The 13,071-nt window shown below is 62.9% G+C and carries 12 protein-coding genes; 4 read left to right on the forward strand and 8 right to left on the reverse strand.

Annotated features, from left to right (window positions below; genetic code table 11):
* Positions 1–386: 386 nt before the first annotated feature.
* On the reverse strand, positions 387–665 hold the full coding sequence (locus tag YUO_RS42650) for a DUF3551 domain-containing protein (RefSeq protein WP_035728233.1): 279 nt from the start codon (positions 663–665) through the stop codon (positions 387–389).
* 300 nt (positions 666–965) lie between these two features.
* On the opposite strand from YUO_RS42650, the gene YUO_RS0134050 reads away from it, so the two are divergent.
* Both YUO_RS0134050 and YUO_RS0134060 read left to right on the forward strand, forming a co-directional pair.
* Complete coding sequence (locus tag YUO_RS0134050; protein ID WP_028351226.1) at positions 966–1,835, forward strand: isocitrate lyase/PEP mutase family protein; 870 nt, start codon at positions 966–968, stop codon at positions 1,833–1,835.
* Between the two features lie 418 nt (positions 1,836–2,253).
* A complete protein-coding gene (locus YUO_RS0134060) occupies positions 2,254–2,826 on the forward strand; it encodes a hypothetical protein (protein ID WP_156908885.1) in 573 nt (190 codons plus the stop codon).
* A gap of 157 nt (positions 2,827–2,983) precedes the next feature.
* Here YUO_RS0134060 and YUO_RS0134065 read toward each other — a convergent pair whose 3' ends face one another.
* A complete protein-coding gene (locus YUO_RS0134065; RefSeq protein WP_028351229.1) occupies positions 2,984–4,015 on the reverse strand; it encodes a YcjF family protein in 1,032 nt (343 codons plus the stop codon).
* Complete coding sequence (locus tag YUO_RS0134070; RefSeq protein WP_028351230.1) at positions 4,012–5,475, reverse strand: YcjX family GTP-binding protein; 1,464 nt, start codon at positions 5,473–5,475, stop codon at positions 4,012–4,014. The genes YUO_RS0134065 and YUO_RS0134070 overlap by 4 nt, the downstream gene beginning before the upstream one ends.
* A gap of 273 nt (positions 5,476–5,748) precedes the next feature.
* Between YUO_RS0134070 and trhA the strand changes: the two genes are divergently transcribed.
* Both trhA and YUO_RS0134080 read left to right on the forward strand, forming a co-directional pair.
* Positions 5,749–6,447, forward strand: coding sequence for a PAQR family membrane homeostasis protein TrhA (gene trhA / locus YUO_RS0134075; protein ID WP_028351231.1), 699 nt, complete (start codon positions 5,749–5,751; stop codon positions 6,445–6,447).
* 27 nt (positions 6,448–6,474) lie between these two features.
* Positions 6,475–7,269, forward strand: coding sequence for an SDR family oxidoreductase (locus YUO_RS0134080; RefSeq protein ID WP_028351232.1), 795 nt, complete (start codon positions 6,475–6,477; stop codon positions 7,267–7,269).
* A gap of 138 nt (positions 7,270–7,407) precedes the next feature.
* On the opposite strand, the gene YUO_RS47390 is transcribed toward YUO_RS0134080, so the two are convergent.
* The 5 genes from YUO_RS47390 to YUO_RS0134105 all read right to left on the reverse strand — a co-directional run bounded on the left by YUO_RS47390 (position 7,408) and on the right by YUO_RS0134105 (position 12,991).
* Positions 7,408–7,839: a hypothetical protein gene (locus YUO_RS47390; RefSeq protein WP_198028152.1), complete on the reverse strand. Its 432-nt coding sequence runs from the start codon at positions 7,837–7,839 to the stop codon at positions 7,408–7,410.
* Positions 7,840–8,095: 256 nt separating this feature from the next.
* Positions 8,096–9,718 (reverse strand): benzoylformate decarboxylase, encoded by a 1,623-nt coding sequence (mdlC, locus tag YUO_RS0134090; protein WP_028351233.1) that lies wholly within the window; start codon positions 9,716–9,718, stop codon positions 8,096–8,098.
* A 115-nt stretch (positions 9,719–9,833) separates the two neighbouring features.
* Entirely contained in the window at positions 9,834–10,688 is an 855-nt protein-coding gene (locus tag YUO_RS0134095) for an HTD2 family dehydratase (protein WP_028351234.1), read from the reverse strand.
* Positions 10,685–11,815 (reverse strand): CaiB/BaiF CoA transferase family protein, encoded by a 1,131-nt coding sequence (locus YUO_RS0134100; protein WP_028351235.1) that lies wholly within the window; start codon positions 11,813–11,815, stop codon positions 10,685–10,687. Before YUO_RS0134100 ends, YUO_RS0134095 begins: the two co-directional genes overlap by 4 nt.
* Before the next feature lie 9 nt (positions 11,816–11,824).
* On the reverse strand, positions 11,825–12,991 hold the full coding sequence (locus tag YUO_RS0134105; protein ID WP_028351236.1) for an acyl-CoA dehydrogenase family protein: 1,167 nt from the start codon (positions 12,989–12,991) through the stop codon (positions 11,825–11,827).
* Positions 12,992–13,071: the final 80 nt, after the last annotated feature.

Below are 13,071 nucleotides of genomic sequence, written 5' to 3' on the forward strand. Positions count from 1 at the left end.
ACAGGTACAGCGGGAGCATCCCGGCCTTCCCTGCGCAATGGCTTTACGGCTTACTTCGTGCTCTTCCCGGAGAACGGCTCTTTTGCCTCCGTCGCCGACGGGATAATTCCCGCAGACTTAACGCCAGCACCGCGGCGCCCGAACCACACGACTTCGCCGTACGCGTCGGGCGCCCACGTCTGCTGCGCCTTCCGCGTCCATCGCATCTCACCGCACGTTCGTGACGTTCGCGAGCGCCCCTCAATGGGTGAGACGGGCGCAGTTATGCCGATGATTTGCTCCGGAAGTTAAGCAGAATATTTTTGATTCCTGGGCTTGACACGATTTCCGAAAATCAGAAGTGATTTGCCCGTCGGGTTGGTCAAAGCGAACACTTCGCCTCCGGTTCAGCGCAGGGAGCGATCGTGGCCGGCGTCCCAGGGGCGTTCGTGCTCGTCATCACGAATGGTCTTGCCGTAGCATTCGGCTGCGAGTCCCGATGCAGTTGCCTGACATTGCGCATAGCTTGTAAAACTGCAGTCGGTGCCACCATAGTCATAAGACAAGCAATAATGGTCCAACGGCACAATCGGTCCGGCCTGCGCCGTGGAAGCCGTCATCGGGAAGAAGGCAAGTGCGGAGAAAGCGATTGTCGAGGCAATCGCAACTTTCTGAATTGTTCTCATGATCGTAGTCCATCTTAGGCCCTGTCCACCCCTGAGATGGGGCCCGATGCTGATGAAATCGATTATAAAAGAATTCATTCTGCTTGCTGGCCTCGTCGGTGCAGATGCGTTGGTGTGCCATCAGCCATACGTGATCGGCCGAACCCGCGAATGAATTTGTATTTGAGATGAGGCTCTCTCACGCCTACATGTTGGGGAGCGCCGAATTGGCTCCAGCACGAAGCCCGACCGGACAAAGGGACGGCGAAGCATCAATTTGCTCACGATTTGCCGCGCAGCGGGCTCAAAATCAGTCAGGAGATGACGATGATTTCCCGCACCCTGAGAACATTGATCGAGGAAAAGCCGTTTGTGACCTGTCCCGGGGTCTTCGACTTGGTCTCCGCCAAGCTCGCCGATCGCACCAGGGCCGACGCGCTTTACATGACAGGCTATGGAGCCGTGGCGTCCTATCTCGGACTGCCCGATGCCGGTCTGGCGACTTACTCACAGATGCTCGATCGCGTGCAGGCTATCGCCCAAACCGTGCACAAGCCGCTGATCGCCGATGGCGATACCGGTTACGGCGGCCTGCTGAACGTTCATCATACCGTTCGCGGCTACGAGAAGGCGGGGGCCGCAGCGATCCAGCTCGAAGATCAGCAAAGCCCCAAGAAATGCGGTCACACGCCGAACCGGCACGTGATCCCCGTCAAGGAAATGATCAACAAGCTGATGGTTGCAAACGATGCACGCTCGTCAAGAGACTTTCTGATCATCGCGCGCACCGATGCCCGCACGCCGCTCGGGCTCGACGAAGCGATCCGTCGTGGCGAAGCGTATGCCAAAGCCGGCGCCGATATTATTTTCATCGAGAGTCCGGAATCGGAAGCAGAGATGCGAAAGATCGGATCAGCCCTGGACGTGCCGCTGGTCTCAAACCAGCTTCACGGGGGCCGAACCCCCATCCTCAGCCAGGATAAACTTAGGGAAATCGGTTACCGGATGGCGATTTATCCGACGGCAGGCCTGCTCGCCGCCGCTTATGCGCTGAACAATGTCTACGGTTCGCTGGTTGACGACAAGCCGGTGCGGGTGCCGCTCTATGACTTCAACGAGTTCAGCTCGTTGATTGGCTTTCAGGAGGTGTGGGATTTCGAGAAGAAGTACGCCTCACTGGAAGCGGGTTGAGCAGCGACGTGTCCGATCGCCCTGAAAATCCAGCGGAAGTCTATGATAGCACGACGATCACGCTGCACTGGGTGATCGCAATTCTCGTTACAATCCAGTTTCTGATCACACTCGGACATCGACGCGCGCAGCATCAGGGCCTGCTTGCCCCTAGTCACGGACTCGCCAGGCTAGCCGGTGCGATAGGTACCAAAATCGGAACGGTTATGCCGGCATGGGCGGAAGCCCAGGGCCTGGAAAGCCGACGGGGAACCTTCACCTAACCGTCTTGTGGCGTTGGGCGAACAATAGTGATTTAGAGATGACTCAACGCAACTGACTCGCTAGGATTTCGCGACGACAATCTCGCCCATACCGACAATCTCGCCCATACCAAAGCACCGGAGCAGCAATTTTGGCGTCGTGAGGAGCAGTGCAAATGAGTTTCATCCGTTCGGACGAACATTCCGCCCCCCATAGTCCAGACGATCCCCTGTACTACGCACCGCCTGCGGTGCGCAGTGAAGCGGCCCATCGATCTAACGCGACACAGACGAGATCGGACCATTTGCCTCCCACTTCCTCTCGGTCTCGTTTTGATGAGATGCGTGAGGAAGCCTTCGCCAAATCCAACCGGCATCCGCTGGAGTTGCAACTCGCTCACGAACGCCGTCCACGACGCGCGCTGTTTGCCATTGCGGGTGGAGTTGCCGCAGCAATCGGTGTCGCTGTGGTCGTGGCGCTCATCTTTGTTAACGTAGTTCCAAAGTTAGAACGCGATTCCTCGGAGCTCGCTGTTTCCATTTCCACTCCCGCATTGGCTACACCGGCTCAAACGACGCCCAAAGACTCCCAAGAGCTGCTGCACGGATTCATGCAGTTTCAACAATCACAAGAAAGCAATAGCCCGGAACGTGCTGTTTCCGAACCCGCCTCCGCTGGAACGGCTAAAGCGCCCGAAAAATCCCAAGCTCTGCTTGAGAAGTTCATCCAGTGGCAGCAACGAAAATAGCGTCAAGGAACAAGACGCACGACCAGACCACTTCCGAAAATTGCGCCGCTCGATAGTTCGTAGGGTGGGCAAAGCGCAAGCGTGCCCACCATCACGAAGCGTGCTCGATGATCGATGGTGGGCACGGCGCTATCGCGCCTTTGCCCACCCTACGAGCTCACGCCTCATCGTCCCGCTTGCTCAGTAAATCCTTCGCGAGATCGGAGAGCGCGGGCCGCGGCAATGCCGTGAACGGCAGCGGACGCGTCACGTCGATTGCGGCTAGTCCCAGCCGTGCCGTCAGCAGGCCGTTGAGCACGCCCTCGCCGAGCCGTTGCGAGAGTTTTGCCGCGATACCGTGGCCGAGCATCTGCTGCACCAGGCTATCGCCCACCGCCATGCCGCCAGTGATGGCGAGATGGCCGATGATTTGGCGCAACAGGCTGATCATGCCGAGCGTGCCGGGACGGCCGCCATAGAGCCGCGCCAGTTGACGGATCAAGCGCATCGCGGCGACGAACACGAACAGCACGTCGATCAGCGCGCGCGGGCTTACCGCGGTCACGACCGAAACGCGCTGCGCGGCCGTTGAAACCAGCCGGCGCGCCTCTTCATCGAGCGGCGCCATCAATTCGCGCTCGGCCAGCTTGATCATGTCGGCGCCGTCGATGATGTCGTCGGCGTGGCTGGCAAGCGTGGCGCGGGCGCGCGCCAGTTGCGGATTTTGATGCGCGAGCTTGAGGAGTTCGTTGACGACGGCCCGGCTCTCGGCGCGGTCGTCGCTGCGCAGCACTTCAGTGGCGCGCTGGTGCAGCTTTTCGATCGCCGCCAGCCGCGCCAGCCCGAACGCTTCGCGCCCGATGACGACGGTCAGCGCCAGTCCGGCTGCCACCGCAAATGCCAGCGCGACATAGCCGAATGTCTGGCTACGCGCGAACAGGTCCTCGATCAAATTGACGACGCCGAGCCCTGTGCCGAGCAGCACCAGCCCGCCGACAGCCGACCAGAACAGCGCGCCCCAGCGAAAGCCGCGGCGTATCGGGACCCTCGGTGCATCGAGCGGAACGGGCAGCAGCGCCGGATCCGCCTCTGGTGTGATCTGCACCGTGCCGCGGGCGGGGCGGCCGGTCTCCTCCGGATCTATCACGATGACGCCGGGATCGCCGAGCTTGAACGTCGCCGGCCGCCGATGCGGCGTTTTCTCGCTCATTGCAGTCGGTCTCCGATCAGGAACTGAAGGGCGCGGTCGAGGCGGATGTGAGGCAGCGCGGGCTCGTCCTTGCCGGTCCGCTCCAGCAGCGGCGGCCGGAAGCGCAGGAAGCGGAAGTCGGCGCTGTCGGACGGCATGCTGGAAAGGCCGCGAAAGCCGCCCTTGAACAGCTCTTCGGGATCGGCGGGCAGGTCACCCGGAAAGGTCGCCACTTCGGTCTCGCCGTCGAACGTATCCCCATTGGCGGTCTCGCCCGGCGCGGGCGTGCCGAGGATCGACGGCAGCTTCTCCCGGCCGCGCGCAACCATCGCCTCGCGTGTGGCGCGTACCGCGGCGAGCGCGACCACATCAATCGCAGCGCCGGCATATTCGGCACGGTCGGCCGCCTTGGCGACCGCGCGCCGCAGCACGGCCTCCAGCCGGTCGTGGCTGGAATGGTGCAGGTGATCGGCCTTGGTGGCGGCAAACAGAATCCGGTCGATCCGCGGACGAAACAGGCTGCTCAGGATGGTGCTGCGGCCGATCCGAAAACAATCGAGAATGCCGGCAAGCGCAGCTTCAAGATCGTGCAGCGCCTCGGGCCCGGCATTGAAGGCCGCGAGCGCATCGACCAGCACGATCTGGCGGTCGAGCCGCGCAAAATGATCGCGGAAAAACGGGCGCACTACGACGTCCTTATATGCTTCATAGCGTCGCCGCATCATCGCCCACAGCGAACCGTCGGGCGCGGCGCCATCAATGGGCACATCGAGCGGAGCGAAGGTCAGTGCCGGCGAGCTCGCGAGGTTGCCCGGCATCAGGAAACGTCCGGGCGGCAGCAGGCTCATGGCAAACCGTTCGTCGCGGCAGGCGCGCAAATAATCGGTGAACAGTTTTGCGGCGGCGAGCGTCGCCTGCTCGTTCTCGCGGCTCTGGGGATGAAGCGTCTTCAGGTGCTCGTGCCAGGGCGCGGCGAGTGTTGCGCGCGGGCCTTCGCGCGACAGCGCAAGACTCTCGGCCGACCATTGCTCGAAACTCCTGTTGAGCAGCGGCAGGTCGAGCAGCCATTCGCCGGGGTAATCGACAATGTCGATGGTGAGCGTGCGGTCCGCGCCATTCTGCCGCTGGTAATCGATGACGAGGCGCAATTCAGAGATGTCAGTGGTCGAGTTCGGCCAGTGCCGTTGCTCGATCAGGGTGCGGACATGGTTTTCGTAATCGAAGCGCGGTACCGCGTCGTCCGGCTGCGGCGCGAGCCGGGCGCCCGCGATCCGCCCCGAGGCGTAGGGTTCGAACACCGGAAACCGGCCGCCGCGGGTCAGGCCGTGGATCAGCGCCGTGATGAACACGGTCTTGCCGGCGCGCGACAGGCCGGTGACGCCGAGCCGCACGGTGGGATTGAAAAAGCTGTCGCCGTAGTCCAGCAGCGCCCGCGCCGACAGGCGCGCTTCCTCGACGATATCTGAAAAACTGGGGGCCATGCGGGGCGGAAAACTCAAGAGAGGCGTTGGTGTGCAATTACCGGAGAAGTGGCGATTGGCAGGCCGAAATCAAGCGCTTGTGATCATCTGACGAGCGAATCCCCTCGGGATATCCGGCGGTTACCGGCTGCACGAAAATGCCACGGCGACGGGATACTGGCATCGTCAGCGAAAGCGCATGGCGACGGCCTTGGCGCCGGCGGCGTGAACGGTTCGTTGACCTCGGAAGAACCCATATCATAATCGCTCCCTCACCACTTACTGCGGACCTGCATGACCATCTTCAGACTGAAACAAATCGCCTCGACATCCATCCATGCGGCGGCTGGCGCCATGCACTGGAATTACGACCGCGCCGAGCTGATCGCCGATGGCGTCGTGCATATTGTCGGCGTCTGTTTCGGGCTCATCGCCGCCACCGCCCTCATCGTGCTGACGGCGGTATATGCCGGTGCGTTCGAAATTACCGTGGTGTCGGTCTACGTCACAGGCCTGCTCGCGATGCTGACATTGTCGGCGGTCTATAATCTCTGGCCGGTGTCGCGCGCCAAATGGGTGCTGCGCCGCTTCGACCATTCGGCGATCTATCTCTTGATCGCCGCGACCTATACCCCGTTCATCGTGGAGCTCCGGGACAGCTATCTCGCGATCGCGCTGCTGACCGGGGTGTGGTGCATCGCGATCGCCGGTGTGGTGCTAAAACTGGCGCTACCGGGGCGATACGATCGTTTGGCGGTCGGCCTCTATCTCGCTTTGGGCTGGAGCGGCGTCACGCTTTACGACGCCGTGGTGAAGGCGGTGCCGCCGCTGGCGCTGGGCTTTTTGGTGGCGGGCGGCGTGCTCTATAGCCTTGGGGTGATCTTCCATGCCTGGCAGCGGTTGCGCTTCCAGAACGCGATCTGGCACGGCTTCGTCTTGCTCGGCGCCGCCTGCCATTATACGGCTATTCTCGATATGGTGGTCCTGACGTAGGATCATAACAAACGGGAGAGAGCGGCCATGCAGGTGACAGGCAAAGTCGTGGTCGTCACCGGTGGCGCCAATGGCATCGGCAAGGCGATGTGCGAGGCCTTTCATCGTGAAGGCGCCGCCAAGGTCGTTGTTGCCGACATCGATCCCGATGGCGCGCGAGCCGTCGCCACTCCGATCAGTGGGGCGGCCTTCAAATGCGATGTCGGAAAAGAGAAGGACGTCCTTCACGTCATCGAGGAGACCGAGCATCAATTCGGCCCGATTGCGCTGTTCTGCTCCAATGCCGGCATCGGCGGCGGCTTCGATCCACTATCGGTGAATGCCGGCGGAAACTCCGACGAACCGTGGCAGCGAAGCTGGGCCGTTCATGTGATGGCCCATGTCTATGCGGCGCGGCATTTGATCCCGCGCATGAAGGCGCGCGGCGGCGGCTATTTCCTCAACACGATCTCGGCGGCGGGACTATTGTCGCAGGTCGGCAGCCCGGCCTATTCGACCACCAAGCATGCCGCCGTCGGCTTTGCCGAGAATCTCGCGATCTCGCACAAGGCCGACAACATCAAGGTTTCGATCCTGTGCCCGCAGGGCGTCGACACCAACATGCTGCGCTCGATCCCGAAGGGCCCGCAATCCGGCGACGGCGATCTCTCGCCTGAGCAGGTGGCGCAGGACGTGCTGAGGGGGCTGGAAGAGGAAACTTTTGTGATCCTGCCGCACCCGCAGGTGCTCGGCTACATGCGCAAGAAGACCGAGAATTACGACCGCTGGATTGCAGGCATGGCCAAGATCCAGGCCAAGATGCGGGAAGCTTACGGGAAATGAGCTGAGGGGTACACGGACCTCTCCCCCGTCATTGCGAGCGAAGCGAAGCAATCCATGGCTCAACATGCGGAGGCATGGATTGCTTCGTCGCGTTGCTCCTCGCAATGACGGAGGAGAGAATTTCGCATTACTCCTCTGCTACTGACACCTGTGCATCAAGCCGTCGTCCAGACGGACCATTGTGCCGGGCTGGCAGATTATGCCGTTGCGCGCCGCGTAGTCCTGGCTCCATACGCCCGGACCGCCGTAATAGGCGTTGGGACTGTTGCCGCCGTAGTAGGCGTAGGGTCCGTTGCCGCGGTCGTAAGCGTAGGGACCGCTGCCGTAGTAGGCGGCAGTCGCTCCGGCTGCGACAGCACCGGCGCCCACGGCAGCGGCACCGGCCGCGGCCCGCCGCGCCTGCCGCCGGGTAACGCCCGGCGCCGGGGTCAGCGGATCAACTGTCTGTGCTTGCGCGCGCTCGATCGATAGCGAAGCGCCCCTTTGTTCGCTCCAATCAAACGAGAGCATGGTCGCGCATGTGAAGACGGAGACCGCGAGGGCAGCTTTTCTGAGGCTTGGTTGTTTCATGGCGTTCACTCCATGGTTGCCCCATGCCGAACACTCGTGCGAACGTAGAACAACGTCAAGTAAACGTCGCGTGTGGAATTCGCGGCCCAATAGAGAATCTTATAGGAGAGCCTTATAGGAAATGAGCTGGTATGCCAGGAGTAGGCGGACCTCTCCCGTCATTGCGAGCGAAGCGAAGCAATCCATCTCACCGCGTGAAGAAAGAGTGGATTGCTTCGTCGCTTCGCTCCTCGCAATGACGGGGAGAGAGCTTCGCTCACCCCTTCTGCGCGTAGAGCAGGGGGACCGCGGAATCGACCATCACTTCGATCAGGCTGACGCCGTCACAAGAGAGGCCGTGCTTGAGCGCGTCCGCGAGTTCGGATGATTTCGTCACCCGCACGGCGTGGCAGCCCATGCCTTCCGCGAGCTTTACGAAATCGATGCCAGGCAGCTCGAGCCCCGGCACATTGCGCACCTGCATCACCTGGCTGAACGAGCGCATCGCGCCGTAGCCGGCGTTGTTGATGACAACGACAGTGAGCGGCAACCTGCGCTGCGCCGCGGTCCACAGCGCCTGGATCGAATACATCGCCGAGCCATCGCCGATCAGGCAGACGGTGCGGACGCCGGGGCGTCCGAGCGCGATGCCGACGGCGGCAGGCAGGCTGTAGCCGAGACCGCCGCTCGCCATGGTGTAAAAACTGTCCTGGCCGCGCATCGGCATGAACTTTTGCATCGCCGGGCGGTGCGAGGGCGCTTCCTCCACCAGTGCTGCATTGTCGGGCATGGCTTGCGAGAGTTGATACAGCAGGAATTCGACCGGGAGCGGATCGGCCACCGCCGGCGCCGGCGGCAACACGCGGCCCGCCGGCATTGCGCGCGTTGTTTCCGGCAGCAACTCGAGCAACATCGAAAGCGCCGGCTTCATGGTCGCGATGATGCTGGCGCCCGACGGCGTGACCGCGGCGGCATCCGTATCGTCGGTGATCTGGAAGATTGTGGTGGCGCCGTCGAAGATCGGGGCATGGCCCTCGACATGGAAGGTGAACACCGGCGCGCCGATCACGACCACGAGGTCATGCTCGCGCAGCGCGTCCGATAGCTGTCCCGGCGAGGCGTGCAGGAAGCCCGCAAATTGCGGATGACGTTCCGGAAAGGAGCAGCGCGCCGAGAACGGGCTGACCCAGGCGGCAGCCTTCGCCTTCTCCACCACCTTGACCATGAGATCGACGGCCTCGGCGCGGTCGACGGCCGGGCCGACGACGAAGGCGGGGCGCTTGCTGGCTGCGAGTGCTGCGACCAGCGCTCTCATCGCTTGCGGATCGGGGCCGAGTTCGCGGCTGACGTGGCGGGCCTCGACCGGTTGGGTCGGGCGTGTCCAGTCGTCGATCGGGATCGAGACGAAGGTCGGTCCGCAGGGCGGTTGCATCGCGACGTAATAGGCGCGCGCGATCGCGGCCGGCACATCTTCGGCGCGGGCCGGCTCGACGCTGTATTTAACATAGGGCCGCGGAAATTCCGAGGCGCGCTCGGCATAGAGGAAAGCCTGCAGCGGCAGGATCGAGCGTGCCTGCTGGCCTGCGGTGATGACCAGCGGCGTCTGGTTGCGGTGCGCGGTGTAGATATTGCCGAGCGCGTTGCCGACGCCGGCGCCGGAATGCAGATTGACGAAGCCGGCATTGCGGGTTGCCTGCGCATAACCATCGGCCATGCCGACGACGGAAGCCTCCTGCAGGCCGAGCACGTAATCGATGTCGTCTGGCCAGTCGCTGAGGAAGGGCAGCTCGGTGGAGCCGGGATTGCCGAACACGCGCTTGATGCCGAACGCGCGCAGCAGGCCGAAGGTGGCGTCCTTGACGGTGAGGGCAGCGGCTTTGGCTGGTTTGCGAGACGACATCTTTGATTCCCTGAGGTGATCCCGTCATTCCGGGATGGTGCGCTAGCACCAGACCCGGAATCTCGAGATTCCGGGTTCGATGCTTTCGCATCGCCCCGGAATGACGTTCAAGCTACTACCACACAGCCGTGCCCTTCATCGTCGGCTGTCCCTCCGCGTTCGCGACCCACAGCTCCATGCCGGCGTGGGTTTCATTGGCGTTGATCGAGAACTCGCTGCCTTCGAACAGCGGCTGCACGCCGCGATAGCTGAACTTCTTCGGCGCCGAGTCGCCGTGCAGCTTAGCTGCGAACTCGACGAGCAGGGCGGCCTGCAACGGGCCGTGGAAGATCAGGCCCGGATAGCCCTCGACCTTGGTGACGTAGTCGCGATCGTAATGAATGCGGTGGCCGTTGAAGGTCAGCGCCGAATAGCGAAACAGCAGCACGGGATCGCTGACATGGGTTTCGCGATGCCGTGCGACCGGCGGCGGCGGAGGGGCTTTCGGCGGTGAGGCGGGGGCAGCGCTTCCCATGTCGCGATAGACGATGTCCTGCCGTTCGCGGATGGCAACCCCGCGTGGCGTCGTGATGGTGTGTTCGACGGAAACGAAGCATAGCACGCCCGTCGAGCCCGTCTTCATCGTCACATCTGAGATGCGCGATGTGCGCGTCGATTCATCGCCGACGCGCAAGGGCTGGAGGAATTCGATTTCGCCGCCGGCCCACATCCGGCGCGGCAGCGGCACCGGCGGCAGGAAGCCGCCGCGGGCCGGGTGGCCGTCGGGACCGAGCTGCGACATCGGAAACACCGGCTGCGCCAGGCACCAATGCGTGGTCCATGGCGCGGCATCGCCCGGCTTGGGGTCGCCGATGTCTTGAAATAGCGTCGCGCGCAGGCCCTTTACGAGTTGCGCGGTGACGATGTCTGACGCTTCCGTGCTGCGGCCGATCCATTGGCGCAAATGATCGAGGTTGAGAGCGTCCGTCATGACTGGCGGCTCCTGATACGGGGAGCTTTGGGGAGTTCGACGTGGTCGCCGATGGCGGGCACGGCGCCATAGTGCCTGGGCTCGCCGACGAAGATCGCGGCGGGGGCGGCGTAACTCACCTTGCCGTTCGGCGTGTCGACCTCGATGCGGCGCAGATGCGGATGCACCGAGAGGTCGGCCATGCTGTTGACCTCGGCGAAGGCGATGTCCGCGGCGTCGAGGCGCTTTAAGAGTTCGACGCGCGTCATCGAAGCAAAGCTGTCGGCGACGACTTTATCGGTGAGCTGGCGGTTGCGCACGCGCTCGACCATGTTGGCAAAGCGCGGATCATTGGGCAGGTCGGGCTGATCGAGGACTTCCGCGCAGAGCTTCTTCCACTCGCGCTCGCTCTGGATCGAGATCAAGATGCCCTTGCCGTCCCTGGAATTGAACACGCCGTAGGGCGCGATCGAGGGATGGGCCAGCGCCATCCGCTTCGGCGGATTGCCGGCTTCCGAATTGATCAGCGGCACCGCCATCCAGTCGGCCATCACGTCGAACATCGAGATCCGGATATCGGCGCCCTTGCCGGTGCGGCCCCGCGCGATCAGCGCCTCGAGGATCGCGGCATGCGCGGTGGCGCCGGTCGCGATATCGACGACGGAGATGCCGACGCGCGACGGGCCTTCGGGGCCGCCGGTGATCGAGGCCAGTCCGCTCTCTGCCTGGATCAAGAGATCGTAGGCCTTGCGGTCGGCGTAGGGGCCTTCGTCGCCATAGCCGGAGATGGTGCAGCAGATCAGCGCGGGATAGTCCTTCTTCAGGCGATCCAGCGAGAAGCCGAGCTTGTCCATCGAGCCGGGCTTGAGGTTCTGCAGCAGCACGTCGGCGCTTGCAATCAGCTCTTCGAGTTCAGCGCGGCCCTCTTTGGTGGCGAGGTCGATCACTTGCGAATTCTTGCCGCGGTTGAGCCAGACGAAATAGCTGCTCTGGCCCTTGGCGGCGGCGTCATAACCGCGGGCAAAATCGCCCTCGGGGCGCTCGACCTTGACGACATGCGCGCCGGCATCCGCGAGCCTGGAGCTGCAGAACGGAGCTGCAACCGCCTGTTCGACGGAGACGACGATCAATCCTTCCAATGGCAGCATCTGACGTTCTCAGTAGGAGCGGGGCATGCCGAGCACGTGCTCAGCGACGTAGGACAGGATCAGATTGGTCGAGATCGGCGCGACTTGATAGAGCCGCGTTTCGCGGAACTTGCGCTCGACGTCGTATTCTTCCGCAAAGCCGAAGCCGCCATGGGTCTGCACGCAGGCGTTCGCCGCCTCCCACGACGCATCCGCCGCCAGCATCTTGGCCATGTTGGCTTCCGCGCCGCAGTCGAGCCCGGCCTCGTATTTACGGGTGGCTTCCTTCACCATCAGCTCCGCCGCACGCATCGCGGCGTAGGCTTTTGCGATCGGGAACTGGATGCCTTGGTTCTGCCCGATCGGGCGGCCGAACACGGCGCGCTCCTTGGCATAGGCGGTGGCTTTTGCAATGAACCATTTGGCGTCGCCGATGCATTCGGCCGCGATCAAAATGCGCTCGGCGTTCATGCCGGAGAGGATGTAGCGAAAGCCCTTGCCCTCGTCGCCGATCAGGTTTTCGGCGGGCACGCGCATATCCGTGAAGAAGACTTCGGTCGTGGCGTGGTTCATCATGGTGCGGATCGGGCGGATCTCCAGCCCCTTGCCCTTCACCTCGCGCATGTCGACGATGAACACGGAAAGACCATCCGTGCGCTTCTTCGCCTGCTCCTTCGGCGTGGTGCGCGCGAGCAGGATCATCAGATCGGAATGCTCGGCGCGGCTGGTCCAGATCTTCTGGCCGTTGACGATGTAGTGGTCGCCGTCGCGCCTAGCGACGGTCTTCAGCGAGGAGGTGTCGGTGCCGCTGGTCGGCTCGGTGACGCCGAACGCCTGCAGCCGCAATTTGCCGCTGGCGATGCCGGGCAGGTATTTCGCCTTCTGCGCGTCGTTGCCGTGCCGCAGCACGGTGCCCATCGTGTACATCTGGGCGTGGCAGCCGCCGCCGTTGCAGCCCGCGCGCTGGATCTCTTCCAGGATCGCGGCCGCGGCCGACAGCTTCAGCCCGGAGCCGCCATACTCCTCGGGGATCAGCACCGAGAGATAGCCGGCCTCGGTCAGCGCATCGACGAACTCCTTCGGATACGCCATCTGGCGGTCGAGCTTGCGCCAATATTCGCCGGGGAACTGGGCGCAGAGTTTTGCGACGGCGTCGCGGATGTCGTGGAATTCGTCTTGCTGTTCTTGTGCGGTCATTGGGTTTTCTGGCGATGGATGCGGGTTGATGTCAATTGCTTAAGGGCGCGGAACGTTGTGAAACGGCGGCTGGGCACCTA

Origin of the sequence: Bradyrhizobium murdochi, from assembly GCF_000472965.1 — a bacterium.
Lineage (GTDB): Bacteria > Pseudomonadota > Alphaproteobacteria > Rhizobiales > Xanthobacteraceae > Bradyrhizobium > Bradyrhizobium murdochi.